This window comes from Gilliamella apicola, assembly GCF_003202655.1.
Lineage (GTDB): Bacteria > Pseudomonadota > Gammaproteobacteria > Enterobacterales > Orbaceae > Gilliamella > Gilliamella apicola_R.
Window position 1 is genome coordinate 155,836 of record NZ_QGLR01000010.1, and the last position, 17,428, is coordinate 173,263.

A 17,428-nucleotide genomic window follows, 5' to 3' on the forward strand; every position below is an offset into this window, starting at 1 on the left:
TATTGCGGTAATAGAGATAATCTAATTTTTGAAATTTTTAAAGTAACTCTTAATAAGAAAAATTAAATCTAATAGCTAGACTTTTGCCAAACTCGAACCTTTATTTTTCAACATCTAGAATATAATTACCAAATAGCAAGATTCAGATTGTCATACTTAATGGAGTTTGTAAAATTAGATTATGAGAGAAAAAATTCGCCTAGAGCTTGAAAAAATAGCCGAAGAAAATTATCGGATCTTTGCTGCAAAGCTCATCCCTAACATTGATAATTTATTAGGTGTGAGGTTACCTAAACTGCGCAAAATAGCAAAAAAAATAGTGCAAATAGACTATGAATACTACCTTGCCATGGATAATCACTTACACTTCGAGGAAGTGATGTTACAAGGTATGATTATAGGTGAAATTAAATTGCCATGGACTGAGCGTTCAAGTTATGTGAAACAATTTATCTCTAAAATTAATAATTGGTCAGTCTGTGATAGTTTTTGTTGTGGTTTAAAGTTTGAGGTTTCAGAAAAAGAGCTTGTATGGGAATTTCTACAGCCCTATTTTGCATCGGATAAACCATATGATATTCGCTTTGCTGTGGTCATGTTGCTTTTTTATTTTGTTGATGATGAGTATGCGCAGAAAGCATTTACTTTGTTTGATCAAATAAAAAACGGTGATTACTATGTTAAGATGGCTGTTGCCTGGGCGATTTCTATTTATTTTCGTGAGTTGCCTAAGTTAACGATGGCATACTTACTAAACAATCAACTAGATGATTGGACTTACAATAAAGCTTTACAAAAAATAACCGAATCTTTGAAAGTGGATTGTAATACAAAAACCATCATTCGAGCCATAAAAAGAAAAACAGATAAATTATGATTATTAGTGCTAGTCGCCGAACAGATATTCCGGCTTTTTACTCTTCATGGTTTTTTAACCGTCTAAAAGAGGGGTTTGTGCTGGTTCCTAATCCAAGGAATTCAAAGCAGTTAAGTCGTATTTCTCTATCACCCGATCTAGTTGATTGTATTGTGTTTTGGACTAAAAACCCCTCTTCTATGTTAAATAAACTGGCGAAGCTTTCTGAATATCCTTTTTATTTTCAATTTACATTAACAGCTTATCAAGCAGACATTGAAAAACATCTGCCCTCTTTGCAAAAACGCATAGCAATATTCAAGCAATTAGCTGAACAAGTTGGACAAGATCGTGTTATTTGGCGATATGATCCTATATTAATTAATAAACACTATACCATTGACTATCATATCGAGTTTTTTAATCAAATTGCTTCCGCTCTTCGCGGTTACACAGATACCTGTATCATTAGTTTTATTGATGATTATCCGCACATACGTCAATCACTAATTAAAGAAGGGATCCTTCGATTAGAGGTAGCTGACATATTAAATTTATGCAGTTCACTATCTGAAATTGCTAGATATAATCAACTAACCTTACAAACCTGTGCCGAGGAAATAGAGTTATTGAATTGCAATATTTCTCATGGAGCATGTATCGATAAAACACGCATTGAAAAGATAACCGGTCGCATATTATCAGCTAAAAAAGATAAAAACCAGCGACCAACCTGTCAATGTATCGAAAGTATTGATATTGGTACATATGATACCTGCTCTTTTGGATGTGTATACTGTTATGCAACGACATCAAAGGGAAAAGTACTAGCTAATAAGCGCCTACATAATAAATGTTCACCCAAATTAGTGGGAGATCTTCTTGAAACTGACATAATCAAAGATAAGCCAATGCACTCATTATTTACTTTGCAAAATGAATTATTTTAATAGCAAGATTCGGGTTTTTAATTGTTGTAATTTTAAATATTATAAAGATATATCTTTAATTTTAATAAAAAACATAAAAAAATTATCAACTAATGATTATATAACACTGGTTAATAGTGACGCTCAAAGCTCAAATACTAAAAAAGAAATTTAAGTAACTTATATGGAAAAACTAAGACGGGAGATTGGAGCTAGTACCAATTGAGATATTGATACGCTTGTTTTTTTTGTGAATATTTTTGTGAATATTTATATGAATATAGTTTGTTATTCCGAGAATTAGAATAAACCAGTCAATATTCAAATAAACAAGAACTTTCCCACGTAACTTCATTAACTCGGTGAAACGGAGTATTCAAGAATGCAAAAACAGGTCGATTTTGCTCGAATAAGAAAAGCTATCGGATATTTGAGTGAAAACTATAAATCGCAACCAACACTTGAACAAGTAGCAGAGCATGTACATTTAAGTCCTTATCATTTTCAGCGTATGTTTTCTAGTTGGGCGGGTGTTAGTCCTAAACAATTCCTAAGATATATCAGTATCACTCATGCGAAAAAACTTTTAAAAGAAGATAAAGCTTCGTTATTGGATACCACCTTTGAGTTGGGGTTATCAAGTACGAGCCGATTACACGATTTGTTTATTGATATTGAAGGTATGACTCCTGGAGAATATAAAAATGGCGGTGAAAACTTAGCAATTAACTACAGTTTTGTTGAAAGTCCTTTTGGAAATACCATCGTTGCCTCGACAACAAAAGGAATTTGTTATATGGCTTTTGTTAATGATGAAGAGTCATCACTTAAGTCATTGAAAGATCAATATCCTAATGCTCAGTTTCAAAATCATAGAGATCAGATTCAACAAAATGCAATCCTAGTATTTACCCAAGATTGGTCAAGACTAGATAAAATAAAGCTACATATCAAGGGTACCGATTTTCAACTTAAGGTATGGCAGGCTTTATTGACAATCCCTATGGGTAAACTCTCAACCTATAGCAACATAGCCAACAAAATAGATAATCCCAAAGCTAGTCGTGCGGTAGGCTCGGCTATTGGTGATAATCCGGTAGCATTCTTAATTCCTTGCCATAGAGTTATAAAATCAACAGGATTACTAGGACAATATCATTGGGGGAGTGATCGCAAAGCCGCGATGATTGGTTGGGAAGGCGCTAAAACAGATGATTGAACACAATAAATTAGCAATAATTAAAACGAACTTCATAAAGAAGAAATAGAAGCTCATCCTCTTATGCGTTACGATTATTTTGAGCAGTATATAAACTAGTCGTTTGGTACCAAATTATACATTTGTTTGGCGCTAAGTTAGTTAGGTCAGAATTATCAACAATATCACCTCACTTTTTTCTATTTTGCTTCAGCATCACCATCTAGTTTAAAACTCGTTGCTAAGACTGCCTATTTCTCTTCAAGGTAAATTAATTGCCATTATTCTCTCTTTATTTATTTTTTTATCATAACGATCAACTTATAAAACCAATATTAATTAGTGCCACCCACTCAATTTTTACCTTGTTGACAACAGCTATTGGAAACTTTAGCAAGATTCGGATTGTTAACAATGCTGAATGAATTTTACTATAACCTAAAAATAAACAACCGGATAAACATAAGGATAAGGACTCATAGGAAATGTTAGAAATAAAATCATTAACACAGTAATTACTGTGTTTATGCAGATAAACAGTCTCTTGGAAAAGATAGATGTGAATCTGTAAAGAAAACTAAAATATAGCAAAACACCAATTAAGGTATCTGCCCTATCGCTATGTTGAACTAATTAACAGCATATTTACATATAGAGGAACAGGTGATTAAGGCTAATAATCGCGCTTATAGATAGTACCTTTTTGCGGAAAATGCTTACGGTAGTTTATTCATAAAAATAGAAAATAATGGGAAGATAAGATGAATAACTTGTTAATTCATAAGATTTCTTATTCAAATTTATGTGCACAGTTCTCCGAACAAATCATAATAGCTGTGCTACCGATTATAGCGGTGCTATCTATGAACGCTTCAGCAGCTGAAACCGCTTTTATACAAATGATAAGTACTTTGCCTTTTCTATTACTATCAATTCCAATGGGAGTGATTGCTGATAGAGTATCCAGAAAAAAACTAATGATCATAATAGAAATAGTTCGAGCAACGGCTATATTTATATTATTTTATTTGACATTCTCAGAAAATCTATCAATCAACAAAATTGCCTTATTCGGTTTTTTTATAGCCATGGGTACCGTTATCTACAGTGTAGCCAGTCCGGCTTTAGTGGCATCTTTTGTCATAAAAGAACAACTAATTAATGCCAATAGAGCAATAGAAATAGCCAAAAGTGTGGCTTTTACAGCCGGACCTGCTTTAGGTGGTATTCTGGCTAGTTATTTATCTGGCGGGTTAGCGTTTATCTTAGCTTTTTTACTCTCGATCGTAAGCGCTGTTTTTCTGATATGTTTACCTAAAGAGCCATTTTTAGAAAAATCTGGAAGAAATATTATTCAAGAACTCTGTGATGGTTTGATTTTTTTAATAAAAAATAAATACCTTATGCCAATAACCATAACGGCTTTTGTGTTTAATCTATCGCAATACTTGTTATTATCTATTTTTGCTTATTATGTTATCCATAATCTATCCTTTACTTCTTTTGCAGTTGGAGTTTCATTAAGTTTAATCGGTTTAGGAATGTTAATAGGATCATTTTTATATAAAATTATATCGAAAAAAATTAGTTTTGGTTTTCAACTGACTTTAGGGCCTATTTCAGCTTTTATGGCTTCAATTTTGATATTATTAACTCTAATATATTCTACCAACATATTGGTTTTTACCGCCTTTTTCTTTTTTGGATTTGGACCTATTATCTGGACTATATCAACAGTTTCACTAAGACAGCTAGTCACACCGAGTAATATGATAGCTAAAGTATCGTCGGTGATCATGACGGTTACTTTTGGGGCTCGGCCTTTGGGGGCTGCCATAGGAGTGTACATAAGTGTAAATTTTGGTGTGAATAGTTGTATATTTGCGGTTTTTCTTGGTTTTTTAATTCAGTTGATCATAATTCTTTTTTCAAAACCGGCCAAATTAAAAAATTTATCGGATGCAGAAGAATAAAAGCACTATTGATTAAATAACTATATTATAGAGGTGAACACTGTCAAATATTTTGGCCGTGCTCACTAATCTGACCTTAAATTTAATTACCTCCACAGAACCCTAGTTATCAATTGAAAAATAAGTCTGCTTACTATCTAAGTACTCCTGTTAACTTGCTTAATATATGCTCCCCAATCATAACCATGCCCCAAGCAAATCTAGCAATATTTTAATTTGAATTTTAGGCTGACTCTAGCCGGGTTTGGGGTATTGATCTATTTACTCTTGGGCGAAAGAATAATCTAAACTATGAAGTGAAATCTGTCCTTTTAAACTTAATCAATAAGTACTATTTGGCAAGTTGTTCATGCTTGATTTAAATTAGGTTTATCATATTATCGCTACCAATATATTGCCAAACAATAGGAATACGGATAACAACAGTGACAGTGACAGCAGTACCCATTACGAGTGATGTGGCTTCAATTGTACCAATAACCGCGAATGCAGTAATAAGGATATTACTAGCAGATAATTTAAGAAAAACTAATCTATCAAAAACGACAATTAAATGGCCAAAGATAACATTCTTGATTGGGCTAATGATGGCTTAAATAACGCTAACAAAATCACATAACTTGCTCTAGAAGGCATCATCTTAAATGGCGTAATGTGTAAATTGACTAGAACCAATAAGAAACCATATAGAACCAAAGTCACTAACTAAACTTTGCAATAATTCACTATTTTTGGCTTTTGGTGGTAACTTTTCCTTGCTGAAAAAAATTGATTTCATTATTCTTTATCTTAATAGATGAATGAAAGTATGAATACAAACCGCAAAAATGAATAATTCTGTTTACTTTTTATATTGGTAAGATCTGATCACATATCAAACACCTTGGATAAAAAATGAAAAAAACACCTAAATTAATAGCGGATACCGCCGAACAACTCTTTTACCAAAAAGGGTTTGCTAATGTCGGAGTTGATGAGATACGAGACCAATCCGGTTGCTCTAAAACAACGCTATATAAACATTTTTGTAATAAAGATAACTTAATTTTTGAGGTTTTGAAGATAAGGAATTTACGCTTTCAACAAGATCTTATTGCGGCGATTAAAGATCTCGACCAAAATGATGCAATCATTCAGATATTCAAATGGCACCTAACTTGGTTTAAGCAAGATAATTTTAATGGCTGTTTATTTATAAGAGCAAGCGAAGAGCTTCATCATGATCAGGCTATCAAGCAACTAGCGATTGAACATAAGGAATTTATTCGTCAACTCATTAGCCAACAACTCCCTCAAACGCCCCAACATATAACTTTAACTAACCAATTAATGGTAATACTAGAAGGATTACTTAATATTAGTATTGTCTACAAAGATGATAAAACACTTTATGATACGATGATTAATGATAGTTTTGCTTTAATTACTAATCTTCTTTGTAACTAATAGGTAAACATACTCAATTTTATAGCTATTAAAGTAGTTATAAATGTGAATAATAAATTAGAATTTACTGAAAATATTATCCAAATTAAGCTAAATAATATGGAATAATTATTGATTATATAAAACGAACCTTATTCAAAGGATGCAAGCAGTTATTTTGCATATTTTTATTAGCCAACAAATATGCAAAATTTTATAATTTAATTTATATCTATTATTTTCAAAGCAGTATTGAGAGAATCCTAAAACATTTTATTCATTATAGAGTTTATAGCTTTTTATCCCTTTATCGATCGCATCTTGATAATTGCTAATATCATACTGTTTAGCATTAATAATCGATGAACATCTATTATGTGGAAATAATAGATAACTATAATCTAAACTTAAATCTTCTCTACCTTTTTTTTCATTATCTTTTATTTGAGCGTAAATATTATCCATTTCTTTTGGGGCTTCTTTATCATCAAGATAATCTCTAGACATACCCCAAAACGCTGATAAAGAATCTGACATTGCTGGCATTTGCTCTAAAAAATCTCTATAACATTGTGCATAAATTTCACAATATGAATAATGATTAGCTTCACAATATCTCGTTGCTTCAGTAGTTACATAATATCGCGTGCTCTTATCTATATCACCATAAATACAACCAGATAATAATATTACTGTTGCTAAAAGAGAAAAACTGTAACCTAATATTCTCATAAATAAATCCTAATTATCCAATATCATCTTGATATGGCCTTATTTAACTGCTTTTATAACATACCCTAAATTAATCGTATAATTGCTAACAAATTTTTGATATTTTTGTGGAGTTTTTTTAAGATCGGTAATTATAATCAACACAATTATTAATCTAACGTCCAACATTGGTTGCTTTAGATTGGTTAATGATTTCTAATTAAAGCGTTCAACTCAAATAATATTAATACTTTTTTATATTAAAATTCCTATTACATATCTAAATTTTTCATTATTATTTTGCTTTTCTTTTCGTACAACATTTTATCAATATGATATTGATGACGAGTAATATCATATGATTTAGCATTAATTATTGAGGAGCATTGATTATGAGGATATAACATAGCGCTATAATTGAAAATAGAATTTTTATCACTCTTTTCTTCACTATCTTTTAATTTAGAGTAGATGATATCCATTGGATTTTTCTGCATATTAAACGTATTTTGTTCCGATTCAGGCATGATATTAGATAGTAATTTGAGTGTATATTGCGCGCTTTCATTCAATTGATTGAAAATATTGATATAGCATTTGCCATAGATTTCACAGTAAGAATAATTGTTAGCCTGACAAGATTTAGTCAATTTATCCTTAATCTCAATTCCAGCTTTTTCCTCTAACTTTTCATGATTTGAACTACAGGCACTAAGTAATAACAATGGTGCTAGAATAACAATTTTACACCTTAATATATTCATTTTAATCTCCGTTTAAATTTTCATCCTTTGCCCAAAGGATGAAAACAGTTATTTCCCTAATTTTTATTAGCCAACAAATATGTATAATTTTACAATTTAATTTATATCTATTACTTTCCGGGCTCTATTGAGAAAATCCTAAAACATTTTATTCATTATAGAGTTTATAGCTTTTTATCCCTTTATCGATCGCTTCTTGATAATTACTAATATCATACTGTTTAGCATTAATAATCGATGAACATCTATTATGCGGAAATAATAGATAACTATAATCTAAACTTAAATCTTCTCTACTTTTTTTTCATTATCTTTTATTTGAGCGTAAATATTATCCATTTCTTTTGGGGCTTCGTTATCATCAAGATAATCTCTAGACATACCCCAAAACGCTGATAAAGAATATGTCATTGCTGGCATTTGCTCTAAAAAATCTCTATAACATTGTGCATAAATTTCACAATATGAATAATGATTAGCTTCACAATATCTCGTTGCTTCAGTAGTTACAAAATATCGCGTGCTCTTATCTATATCACCATAAATACAACCAGATAATAATATTACAGTTGCTAAAAGAGAAAAACTGTAACCTAATATTCTCATAAATAAATCCTAATTATCCAATATCATCTTGATATATCCTTATTTAACTGTTTTTATAGCATATTCTAAATTAATTATATAATTTTTTATTAAAATTTTGATACTTACGTGACAGATAAAAAAGAGATAGCATCATAATCAATATAGACATTCATCAACTATGTAACATTATTCGGTTTAGACTATTTACTATTTTAGAAATCAAACTTGAGAATTTGAATATAGGAATAATCGGATATTGCAACTGCTATCGTATAACTAAGACTATCATATTGGTTATATTAAAAATTAAGCATTTATATAATACTTTTTAGTATCAATGATATCTTTAAGTTTAAGACATTTTTCATCGGTGATTGACACTATAACCAATTAGAAATAATAAATATTCTTTAAATCAAAAAAATAAGATTTAGTAAAAAAATCAGCAATAATTGAAAACTAGATATTCTAAAAATCTAAAAAAGACATAACATATCCGTAATTATTGAACAATATTAGTTTATTTCTGATTCTACTTGATTTTCAAGCTCTTGCTGAAAAGCATGAGCAATTTGTAATGAAATTCCTTCCATCATCGACATCTCCACCACTATCATCACATTTTTATAAATCCACACAAAATTTCCGCTCAAATATGTAGATTTAGCCGAAAAGGTTCCAAGATTATCCATCTTTTCAAACAAAGGCATGGGAAATGAATTACGAGATTCGAGATACTCAAGTAGTTCTTGTTCTGTTCGTAAATAGGCTTGTTTTATATTTTTCGACTCATTTATCGTAACAGATATTTCGGTTTCTCCCAGTATGTTATTATTATCATCAGTTAAAATAATCTTATAATGGTGAATAATAGCATCATTTCGGTTTTCAATTACTTCTGGTTCTGTTCCAAGAATTCCAATTAGTACTGGTTTTAATCGCCTAGAGCCCTCAAATTCGAGCTTTAAATGTACATCAGTTTTAGCCAATGCCTTTTTTAATAATTGCATTACTTGTTCTTGGCGAAAAGAGTAGTTAGCCAACTTATTTCCTTGCTCAAATGGAGTTATAAACTGTAAATACTCATCGACTTCAATATAATGCTTAATGTTCCAATCTTCATAATTTGGATCTATTTTTTCAAAACCTGTTGTAACAATTTCTTTTAATATTTTCTTTTTATTTTCTTTCTCAACATCACGACCAATATTGGCAGCTACAATAGATGAGAATACAATTGCAATTGATAATATAAATATTTTTAATAAATTAATATAAGTCATCCGTTTCAGTTTTATCCTTCTAGTTAAATACCAATAGCACATTCTTTAATGTTCCCAACATAACATTTTGAATATCTTAGTTAAAGTTTGTAACTTTTTTAATCTTAATACTAAAAATAATGAGTGACAAAATGATTTGATGAACAACTATCGATTTTGATTTGTAAAAAATCTAGACGAGTTAGAAAGTGTGTATAATTATCTATAATTTAATATTTAAATAAAATAACCTCAAAATATTATTTAATTTAAAGTAAAGCTACATACTAATTTATCGCTATAAATAGTTTATAGTTAATAAACTATTTATAATTAATTGTTAATTATGAATTTTTCATACTCGTCTTTAAAATCAATAAGATCAACAATTCGGTATTTTCTATTTTCATGATTATATAACAAAGCCCACCAAAACGAATTCGAATTGTTATTTTCTATTTGTCGTAATTCACCATTTTTTTGTTGATAAAAAAAAGTTGTATCATCATGTTTATTTAAATAGGGTTGATGTATGTCTGATAAATAATCGTAAATTAACGACCTATAATAATTGGCATCATCAGCCATAACATAAAAATCGTCTCCGTCTTCCATGATACTTTTCAAATGTTCTATAGTGTTCTCGCTTGGACTAATCAAAATGACCATATCTTTATCTAAAATGAATTTTGATTCTGTCGGTAATAATTTATTTTGTTCGGCAATGCTAGTTCCAAAAGGCAAAATTATTAAGAATAAAAACATAGATATAACTTTTTTCATTTTACTCTAAACCTTATTATTAATTAGAATATTTGTGTATTAACACGTTTAATCACCAATCATGATTTAATTTAAATGTTTTATAGGTTATTTGTAGCTAAATTATATATTAATTAGCTCTTGTTTAATAACAATGCAACTATAAGTAAAGATATTATCTCTTTACCTTAATTGTTTTTATTCAACTTCAAAGCTTTTTAACTTAAGTATGTTATAAATTATAGCTTAGAATTTTTTATTATTTATTTACCGATTATTGATTATGTTTAAAACGTAAAGCAAAAAATTTATTTAAGTAACAAACACTCAATTTAGGTTATATGTTTGTTAGTAATGATCTTGATGGCATCGCCTAAGAGTTTATGCCACAGATACGTCAAAATTTGAGTGAGGTTTACTATTAGATTGTATAGTAGGGAACGCATTATAGGTTCCCTTTTAATGATTATTCTATTGAAGAATAAACAAGCTAGAAGCGTTGATAGTCACATAGCTTACTTATATAGTTAGATAACATAACTAGATAGCATAACTAGATAGCATAGTTAACATCTACACCACGAATATTATGTGCTCGACTTCTTTCTATAGATTGAATAGCAGCGATAACATCACGACCTTCTCGCATTCCATCAATTAATTTTCTTGCTTGTTTGCAATCACCAATTTGTTGGAATTGATAGTGGTTTTTATCGGCATGTTGTCGGAATTGTTCAGTAAATTCTGACACAGGGGTTAAACCTAAGCAGACAAATCCATAATCGAAATCGAGTTCTTCAATTTGACCATTTCGAGAAACAATAAAGCGGTCTTCTTTAACTTCTTGTAATGTAGTTTCTAACATTACGTTGACGTGATTATCATCAATCATTCTCATCATTGATAAACGGCCAATCATATCTAAGTCTTTTGCTAATGCCGTCTGCATTTCAACAATAGTGGTACTTTTGGCTTTATTTTCAGAGAAATATTCAACCACATCTAAACCAACAGCCCCTCCTCCGATGACGACAATTTTTTTATCAGGAATATCAGTAAAGTATTCAAAATTGTCCATAAGATCAAAAATTGAGAAGACGTTGCGTTTCTCTTTTGCTAATTGTTCATGTAATCCTTTGATAGGAGGCAATAGAGCCTTAGCACCTGTGGCTGCAACAACCAGATCAGGGTGATGACTAGCCACCATTTCTGGCGTTGCTTTGGTATTTAAATGGATTGTGACATTATCTAATTTGTTAATACGGTTGATCAAAAATTTTGGAAGATCCGCTATACGACGTTTATAAGGAAAACGAGAAATAATGGATGATAAGCCACCAAGAAATGATTTTTCTTCATATAGGGTTACGTTACAACCAACTTCAGCTGCGGTGGCAGCAGCTTCAAGCCCAGCAGTCCCGCCCCCTATAACCACAACATTAAGTGGTGCGGTTATTTGATAACGTTTATAATCTTCATAACTGATAATATCAGGATTTACTGTACAGCGTATTGGTTTAGATTTGGCAATTCGATGATCAGCACATCCGATATTACATGAAATACAACGTCTTAAGGTATCAATTTCGTTATTTTTAACTTTTTCAACCCAATAAGGTTCGGCAATTAAACCTCGTCCCATTACAACAAAATCGGCAACGCCGTTTGCTATGGTATCAGCAATAATTTTTGGATCACGGAAATTTCCTGAGGCAATAGTTGGTTTGTTGAATTTATCTTTTACTGCTTTCGCCATATATGAGCGCCAACCATCTGGTAAGTTCATTTGATCTATTTGCATAAATAAAGTGTCATTTTGAGCTGCTGATACGTCAAAGATATCAACACCTTCATTTAAGTATTCTAGAATTTCTAATGTATCTTCTAAACTATTACCGCCTTCAATAAAATCATCAGCACTAAAACGTAACATGATTAAAAAATTAGGACCAACATGTTTACGAATTTCATCGATGACCATACGAACAATTCGCGCACGATTTTCGACACTTCCACCGAATTCGTCAGTACGTTTGTTAAATAATGGTGATAAGAATTGACTGAGTAAGTAGGAGTGTCCGGCATGAATTTCGACAGCATCAAATCCTGCTCGTTGTACTCTTGATGCTGCTAAGCCATATTGTTTTACCACATAATAAATTTCATCGACTGACATAGGTCTTGGAGCATTGCCACCCGTTTTTGATGGAATATTTGATGCAGAAATAGGCTGCAAGCCGTTTAGTCGGCCAAAATAGGCTGAGGCCCCAGCATGGTTGATTTGTACTGCGACGGTTGCGCCGTGTTTATGCATCCGTTCAGTAAATCGAAATAGTCCTGGTATATACTGGTCATTATCAATGCGCAGTTGTGTTGTCCCATTTGTACCATATGGATAATCAATACAGACGTTTTCCAGAATAATTAATCCCGTTCCCCCTTTGGCTCGTTGTTCATAATACTGTATATGATCATCAACAAATTCACCACTTAGGGTTGCAAAGTTAGTTCCAATCGGTGGCATTACAATTCGATTTTTAATCGTGGTGCGTTTAATTGTGATAGGTTGAAAAATTGAAGAGAAATCGCTCATGTTACTCCCTCATACCATCACACAACTCTGGAGTTGTGCTTACTTTTAATTTTAAATTGATATTCGATTACCCCTATTATACACAATTTATCAATAAATATATTCTTTATTTTTCAATTAATTTATATATTTTTTCTATAGATGAATTAAAAATAGAGTTATTATTTATCAAATGTTTATGAGTTTTTGGTTCTATTTTAGTAACAAAATTAGCTTAATTTACCTGTTACTAAATGAATTAAAAATTTTCAATACAACAAGTTACAATCATTATTGAATGATCACATGCAAATGTGTTTCAAACAAAATTAAGTTTATTTTTTATTGAATTTATAAATATTTTTTATATTTTTTATTTATTTTTTAAATAGAAAACACCACTCTTTAAGTGGTGTTATGGTAAAAATTGATCTAATTAAGGTTAGATAATGAGAGGATTGCGGGCGTTTAGCTTTTATTCGCTTGACGTGAATTAATAGCAAATTGACGGCGCCCACCAGGTCTTGGCACTAAGTCACCTAACATGATTTCATAACCGCCATCGACAACTAATTCTGTACCATTAGAATAATCCGAACGTTTGCTGGCTAAATATAAAACAGCATTTGCAATATCAATTGTTTCACCAATACGACGACTGGCAATCATTCGTGTACGGCCTTCTTCTACTTCTTTATCTTCATAGAATTTTTTTGATAATGGAGTTTTAACAAAACATGGGCAAACAGCGTTAGAACGAATGCCAAATTGTCCCCATTCGGCAGCAATTTGTTTTGATAACATGGAAATAGCAGCTTTCGTTGGGCTATATGCGCCACTATAGGTTTCTGGCGTATGTGAAGCTACGGTTGAAATATGCACCATGCGACCAGATTTTTGTTCGATCATCATACGACCAAAACGTTGAGACATAAGGAAGTAACCAGTCATGTTGACATCAATAGTTAATTGCCATTCATCAAGCGGTAAATCTTCCAACGGACAGAATTTTAAAATAGCAGCAGTATTAACCAGTACATCACACCGGCCGAACTGTTGCTTAACTAAAGCAACGGCATTATCCACACTTTTTTCATCAGTGGTATTACAAGCCAAACCTATGGCTTTGATGCCGTATTCTTTGGCTAATTCAGAGGCAAAATCTTGGCATTTGGCTTCATTAAGATCGATCAGTACTAAATTTGCTTTTTGTTTAGCAAATTCCCGGCAAATTTCCGCCCCCATACCACCGACCGCACCAGTGATGACACAGACATCACCCTCTAAACCTAACCAATTATTATTCATACAGACTCCTAATATTATCTTTATATTAATCGTCGTTATTTACGATTAATCATTTTAACTTGACGGTTTATATCTTTGACTTGCTTCACGACAAACTTTTTAATCACTTAATCTTTTTAGATTATTTGTAAGAAAGTCATTATTTTTAAGCTAAACTTCTATGCAAAATATTCAAAATTTGTCTTAGCTCTTTAACATCAAGCTGCCCGGGTGCTGAAGCATTTTTTGCTGCACCAAAGGTAAGGTCAGAACCAAAGGTTTCACCAGCAACTCGACTAATTGCGCCTTTTCCTGCCATTGACATGGTAATGAGTGGTTTACGCGCATATTTGTCTTTCATTTCAGCTGTTGCGGCCAGTAAGTTAATGACATCTTCACGCGAACGCGGCATTACTGCGATTTTCGGAATGTCTACACCGAGATCTTGCATTTTGCGTAATCTTGCGACAATTTCATCTTTTGCTGGTGTCTTATCAAAATCATGATTTGAAGCAATAACTAAAACGTTATGTTGATGAGCTAATTCAACAATTTCTTCAACATATTGATCACCAGTGAAAACTTCGATATCGACAAGATCTATCAAGCCAGTTTTAATCATCTGTTTATTTAGATTGATATAAAATTCCACCGGAGCTGGATAGACACCGCCTTCATTAGCGGTTCGAAATGTGAATAAAATTGGTTTGTGACCAATGATTGCGTGTAATTTGTTTGCTGTTTGTTTTACTTTTTCAACATCATCAACATGTTGAAAATGATCCACTCGCCATTCAACCATATCGAAATCGATTTGCGTTAAAAATTCAGCTTCATTTACTAACTCTTGTTCTGTTTTACCTACAATTGGAACGATAATCTTAGGCGCTCCAACGCCTATATCTAAACCTTTTACTGTAATCTTTGTCATCTGATCACCAATTTATTTTTTTCTTTACTCTTAATCAAAATTATTAAGAGGATAATTTATGCTGATATTAATATTTATATTAATTATATTAAGTTAACTAAAATTTTTTAGTCATTAAAACCCATTTTTTCTTTTACATAATCAATCGGAGCATCTTGTCCTGTCCAAATTTTTATTTGTGCATGACCTTGCCATAACATCATTCCGATACCGTTTAAAGTTTTACAACCTTGTGCTTCGGCAATTTCCAGTAATTTTGTTTTACGTGGGCTATAAATACAATCGGTTACAACGAGATCTTTCCTTAACATGCTAGGATCGGTAATCAGACTCTGTCCTTCTAACGGTTTCATACCGACACCAGTAGCATTGCATAATACGGCACTTTCAGCAATTTCTTGACGCAATTTAGCTTGATCATCTAAATCATAAACCGTGGCTTTACAATCAGTTTTTTCATTGATTCGCTTAGCTATTTCAACAATTTTATCAAAGCACTCATCTTTTTGGTTGAAAATAGAAATCGCTTTAACGCCGTCGAGTGCAGCCTGTACAGCAATAGCGCTTGCGGCACCACCACCACCAAGTAATGTCATTTTTTTACCAATAATATCAACACCTGCCTCTTTTAATGAACGCATGTATCCCATTCCATCCGTGTTATATCCGGTTAGAACACCGTCATCATTAGAAATGGTATTACAAGCGCCAATAAGCTCAACAGCCGGTGTTAATTTATCTAAATATTGGCAGACCAGTTGTTTATTTGGCATTGATACCGCACTACCTCGTAAACCTAATGCGCGTAATCCTTTTATCGCATCAGGTAATTTTTCTTGTGTCACCTCAAAAGCTAAATAGACATAAGGAACGTCTAGTTTAGAATAAATTATATTTTGCATTTTCGGTGATAAGCTATGTCGAATTGGATAAGCCATTAGTCCGATTAATAAAAAATGTCCATCGATGTTTGCTCTCATACTTCTCTCCAATTAGTTATTATTAAGATTCAGCGACTTGTTTAAGTAATTTTTTGGTATCTTCAAGATACATTTTAGCTCGTTCAATTGGAGAATGACTCAACGCAAATTCATCATTACAACATTCAATTGAAATCGGCATTTCTGGTAAAGCTTTTAATAATGATACTAAATCAATGCCGCCACGTCCCGGTGATAATCGATAATTTCTTGCCTGATAAAGTAATCCTTCGGTATCTTTTGGTTTCTCTTTAGTTCCATCGCATAATTGCATATAGCGCCAACAATCCTTAGGTACTTTCTGCAAGTTCTCCAGAGTATTAGCTCCACGATCAAAATGCAATGGATCAATAATCATACCTTGATTGTTTTGGTTGGCGGCTTTGAGTAATTCTACCCCAGAATTAACGGTAGGAATATCTGTCCAAGGCATTGGTTCAATATTGATTGCGATACCTAATGGGGCTGCAATTTCACATAACCGTGCAAAATTATCAGCTAAACGATTTTTATCAGGATCATTACCGGCTAATAATACTTGGCTTGCGCCTAAGCGAGCTCCTGTTTCTAATACCGGCAAAAAGTTGATAACTCGGGTATCTGGTTTGAGCCGAAAAATTTCAATATCTAAAACTTTGATACCTGTCTCTTTTAATCGTCGTTCCACTTCCCGAATTAATGGGGTATCACCAACTGTTGCATAAACCGGCTCAGTAGGTGTGGCAGGAATAAGTCTTAAACCAACATGAGTATAACCAGCTTCTGCGGCCACAATAACTTGATTTGCTGGAGATACATCTAATACCGTTAAGGCCGCAAGCCCTATAGGACGTTCAATTGCCATGCAATCCTCCTGAAATTTTAAATAATTTAGCTGAATTTAGTAAAAATAAGATGCTAATAATGTAAAACAATAAAATAAATTTATCTATAGATTTTGTTATTTTAATTTATTTTTTTTATAAATTTATACATAATAAATAAAATAATCGCTAAAATTATTTAGGTAAGATTATGGAATGAAGAAATAAAAAAAATCTATTTCACTGATTTATAGAAATAAAACGATATTAATTACTCAGTAATCAGATGCGAATTAAATTATCGGTAACTAACAAACTATTTTATAAAATAAATTGTTTTTAATAATTGGAATGACATAACAGTTGTAAAATTAAATTATTCAACAA

General features: G+C 31.8%; 15 protein-coding genes. 5 read left to right on the forward strand and 10 right to left on the reverse strand.

What is annotated here, in order from left to right; genetic code table 11:
• Window positions 1–181 precede the first annotated feature (181 nt).
• The 5 genes from DKK70_RS08915 (at window position 182) to DKK70_RS08935 (ending at window position 6,402) form a co-directional block, all read left to right on the forward strand.
• A complete protein-coding gene (locus tag DKK70_RS08915) occupies window positions 182–877 on the forward strand; it encodes a DNA alkylation repair protein (protein WP_110433686.1) in 696 nt (231 codons plus the stop codon).
• Complete coding sequence (locus DKK70_RS08920; protein WP_110433687.1) at window positions 874–1,806, forward strand: DUF1848 domain-containing protein; 933 nt, start codon at window positions 874–876, stop codon at window positions 1,804–1,806. Before DKK70_RS08915 ends, DKK70_RS08920 begins: the two co-directional genes overlap by 4 nt.
• A gap of 361 nt (window positions 1,807–2,167) precedes the next feature.
• Window positions 2,168–3,004 carry a methylated-DNA--[protein]-cysteine S-methyltransferase gene (locus tag DKK70_RS17335; RefSeq protein ID WP_110433688.1) on the forward strand — a complete coding sequence of 279 codons (837 nt, stop codon included), beginning with the start codon at window positions 2,168–2,170 and terminating at the stop codon, window positions 3,002–3,004.
• Between the two features lie 740 nt (window positions 3,005–3,744).
• Window positions 3,745–4,956: an MFS transporter gene (locus DKK70_RS08930; RefSeq protein ID WP_110433689.1), complete on the forward strand. Its 1,212-nt coding sequence runs from the start codon at window positions 3,745–3,747 to the stop codon at window positions 4,954–4,956.
• Between the two features lie 894 nt (window positions 4,957–5,850).
• Window positions 5,851–6,402 (forward strand): TetR/AcrR family transcriptional regulator, encoded by a 552-nt coding sequence (locus tag DKK70_RS08935; RefSeq protein WP_110433690.1) that lies wholly within the window; start codon window positions 5,851–5,853, stop codon window positions 6,400–6,402.
• Window positions 6,403–6,654: 252 nt separating this feature from the next.
• Here the strand turns inward: DKK70_RS08935 and DKK70_RS08940 are convergent, their stop codons facing one another.
• The 10 genes from DKK70_RS08940 to DKK70_RS08985 form a co-directional block, all read right to left on the reverse strand.
• Window positions 6,655–7,113 (reverse strand): hypothetical protein, encoded by a 459-nt coding sequence (locus DKK70_RS08940; RefSeq protein ID WP_110433691.1) that lies wholly within the window; start codon window positions 7,111–7,113, stop codon window positions 6,655–6,657.
• Between the two features lie 251 nt (window positions 7,114–7,364).
• Window positions 7,365–7,856 (reverse strand): hypothetical protein, encoded by a 492-nt coding sequence (locus DKK70_RS08945; RefSeq protein WP_110433692.1) that lies wholly within the window; start codon window positions 7,854–7,856, stop codon window positions 7,365–7,367.
• A 282-nt stretch (window positions 7,857–8,138) separates the two neighbouring features.
• The gene (locus DKK70_RS08950) at window positions 8,139–8,462 is read right to left on the reverse strand and encodes a hypothetical protein (RefSeq protein WP_110433693.1); all 324 of its coding nucleotides are present in this window, start codon (window positions 8,460–8,462) and stop codon (window positions 8,139–8,141) included.
• A gap of 497 nt (window positions 8,463–8,959) precedes the next feature.
• Complete coding sequence (locus DKK70_RS08955) at window positions 8,960–9,727, reverse strand: hypothetical protein (RefSeq protein WP_110433694.1); 768 nt, start codon at window positions 9,725–9,727, stop codon at window positions 8,960–8,962.
• Between the two features lie 312 nt (window positions 9,728–10,039).
• Complete coding sequence (locus DKK70_RS08960) at window positions 10,040–10,489, reverse strand: hypothetical protein (protein ID WP_110433695.1); 450 nt, start codon at window positions 10,487–10,489, stop codon at window positions 10,040–10,042.
• A gap of 532 nt (window positions 10,490–11,021) precedes the next feature.
• On the reverse strand, window positions 11,022–13,061 hold the full coding sequence (locus tag DKK70_RS08965; protein WP_110433696.1) for an oxidoreductase: 2,040 nt from the start codon (window positions 13,059–13,061) through the stop codon (window positions 11,022–11,024).
• 447 nt (window positions 13,062–13,508) lie between these two features.
• On the reverse strand, window positions 13,509–14,348 hold the full coding sequence (locus tag DKK70_RS08970) for an SDR family NAD(P)-dependent oxidoreductase (protein WP_110433697.1): 840 nt from the start codon (window positions 14,346–14,348) through the stop codon (window positions 13,509–13,511).
• 145 nt (window positions 14,349–14,493) lie between these two features.
• Window positions 14,494–15,258: a type I 3-dehydroquinate dehydratase gene (gene aroD, locus DKK70_RS08975; protein WP_110433698.1), complete on the reverse strand. Its 765-nt coding sequence runs from the start codon at window positions 15,256–15,258 to the stop codon at window positions 14,494–14,496.
• Window positions 15,259–15,365: 107 nt separating this feature from the next.
• The gene (locus DKK70_RS08980) at window positions 15,366–16,238 is read right to left on the reverse strand and encodes a shikimate dehydrogenase (RefSeq protein ID WP_110423612.1); all 873 of its coding nucleotides are present in this window, start codon (window positions 16,236–16,238) and stop codon (window positions 15,366–15,368) included.
• Between the two features lie 22 nt (window positions 16,239–16,260).
• Window positions 16,261–17,082, reverse strand: a complete 822-nt coding sequence (locus tag DKK70_RS08985) for a sugar phosphate isomerase/epimerase family protein (protein ID WP_110433699.1) — start codon at window positions 17,080–17,082, stop codon at window positions 16,261–16,263.
• Window positions 17,083–17,428 lie beyond the last annotated feature (346 nt).

Coding starts and splice junctions, on each gene's coding strand:
- DKK70_RS08920 (WP_110433687.1), top strand. CDS start 874: ATGATTATTAGTGCTAGTCGCCGAACAGATATTCCGGCTTTTTACTCT.
- DKK70_RS08960 (WP_110433695.1), bottom strand. CDS start 10,489: ATGAAAAAAGTTATATCTATGTTTTTATTCTTAATAATTTTGCCTTTT.
- DKK70_RS08955 (WP_110433694.1), bottom strand. CDS start 9,727: ATGACTTATATTAATTTATTAAAAATATTTATATTATCAATTGCAATT.
- DKK70_RS08950 (WP_110433693.1), bottom strand. CDS start 8,462: ATGAGAATATTAGGTTACAGTTTTTCTCTTTTAGCAACTGTAATATTA.
- DKK70_RS08940 (WP_110433691.1), bottom strand. CDS start 7,113: ATGAGAATATTAGGTTACAGTTTTTCTCTTTTAGCAACAGTAATATTA.
- aroD (WP_110433698.1), bottom strand. CDS start 15,258: ATGACAAAGATTACAGTAAAAGGTTTAGATATAGGCGTTGGAGCGCCT.
- DKK70_RS08985 (WP_110433699.1), bottom strand. CDS start 17,082: ATGGCAATTGAACGTCCTATAGGGCTTGCGGCCTTAACGGTATTAGAT.
- DKK70_RS08930 (WP_110433689.1), top strand. CDS start 3,745: ATGAATAACTTGTTAATTCATAAGATTTCTTATTCAAATTTATGTGCA.
- DKK70_RS08965 (WP_110433696.1), bottom strand. CDS start 13,061: ATGAGCGATTTCTCTTCAATTTTTCAACCTATCACAATTAAACGCACC.
- DKK70_RS08945 (WP_110433692.1), bottom strand. CDS start 7,856: ATGAATATATTAAGGTGTAAAATTGTTATTCTAGCACCATTGTTATTA.
- DKK70_RS08935 (WP_110433690.1), top strand. CDS start 5,851: ATGAAAAAAACACCTAAATTAATAGCGGATACCGCCGAACAACTCTTT.
- DKK70_RS08970 (WP_110433697.1), bottom strand. CDS start 14,348: ATGAATAATAATTGGTTAGGTTTAGAGGGTGATGTCTGTGTCATCACT.
- DKK70_RS08980 (WP_110423612.1), bottom strand. CDS start 16,238: ATGAGAGCAAACATCGATGGACATTTTTTATTAATCGGACTAATGGCT.
- DKK70_RS08915 (WP_110433686.1), top strand. CDS start 182: ATGAGAGAAAAAATTCGCCTAGAGCTTGAAAAAATAGCCGAAGAAAAT.
- DKK70_RS17335 (WP_110433688.1), top strand. CDS start 2,168: ATGCAAAAACAGGTCGATTTTGCTCGAATAAGAAAAGCTATCGGATAT.